This window comes from Lysobacter sp. Soil_C_15, assembly GCF_057657315.1.
The window spans coordinates 1-1253 of the sequence record NZ_JBDGIR010000029.1; the positions used below are offsets into that span (position 1 = coordinate 1).

A 1253-nucleotide genomic window follows, 5' to 3' on the forward strand; every position below is an offset into this window, starting at 1 on the left:
TTGCCGCTGTCGTGGTCGCAGCAGCGGCTGTGGTTCCTGGACCAACTGGACGCGGCGGCCGGTGCGGCCTATCACATCGCCGCCGGCGTGCGCCTGCGCGGCGCGCTGGACGAGTCGGCGCTGGCGCGGGCCTTGCAGCGGATCGCCGAGCGGCACGAATCGCTGCGCACGGTGTTCGAGCACGGCGCGGACGGTCCGGTGCAGGTGGTGCGGGACGAGGCCGGCTGGAGGCTGGAACGCGAGGATCTGGAAGCGCTGCCGGCAGAGCAGCGCGAAGCGGCATTGCAGCAGGCCTGCAGCGGCTGGGCCGCGGCGCCGTTCGACCTGGCGGCGCAACCGCCGGTGCGCGCGCGGCTGCTGCGCCTGCAGGCCGACGAGCACGTGCTGGTGCTGGTCCAGCACCACATCGTCTCCGACGGCTGGTCGCAGGGCGTGCTGGTGCGCGAGTTGGGCGCGCTGTACGCGGCCTACGCGCAAGGCCGGCCCGATCCGCTGCCGCCGCTGCCGTTGCAGTACGCCGACTATGCGGCCTGGCAACGCGCGCGGCTGTCGCAAGCCGAGCAGGCCGAGCAGGTGCAGGCCTGGTGCGCGCAACTGCGCGGCGCGCCCGAGTTGCTGGCGCTGCCGAGCGACCGGCCGCGGCCGCCGGTGCAGAGCTACCGGGGGGGACGCCTGGCGGTGCGTCTGGATGCGCCGCTGACCCGGCGCTTGCGCGAGCTGGCGCAGGCGCAGGGCACGACCCTGTACACGGTGCTGCTGGCCGGCTGGAGCGCGCTGTTGTCGCGGCTGAGCGGACAGGACGACGTGGTGATCGGTTCGCCGGCGGCGAATCGGCCGCGGGTGGAGCTGGAAGGGTTGATCGGTTTCTTCGTCAATACCTTGGCGCTGCGGATGCGGGTGGAGGAGGGGGCCACGACGGCGGCGTTGCTGGCCCAGGCCAGGGCGAGGGTGCTGGAGGGCCAGGGTCGGCAGGAGGTGCCGTTCGAGCGGGTGGTGGAGGCGTTGCATCCGCAGCGCAGCCTGAGCCACAGCCCGGTGTTCCAGACCTTGCTGAGCCTGGACAACACGCCGCAGCGGAGCTTGGCGCTGCCGGGCCTGGAAGTGGAAGGCTATGCGGTGGCGCACGGCGCGACCCAGTTCGACCTGAGCCTGACCCTGCGCGAGGAAGCAGCGGAACTGAGCGGCGCGATCGAGTACGCCAGCGACCTGTTCGACGCGTCGACGGTGGCGCGCTGGTCGCGCTGGCTGGAACG

The 1253-nt window shown here is 72.9% G+C and carries 1 protein-coding gene; it reads left to right on the top strand.

Annotated elements, in window-relative coordinates; translation table 11 throughout:
- Positions 1-1253, top strand: a 1253-nt coding sequence (locus AC3A57_RS22880) for a condensation domain-containing protein (RefSeq protein WP_487581004.1), incomplete at both ends; no start/stop codon positions are given.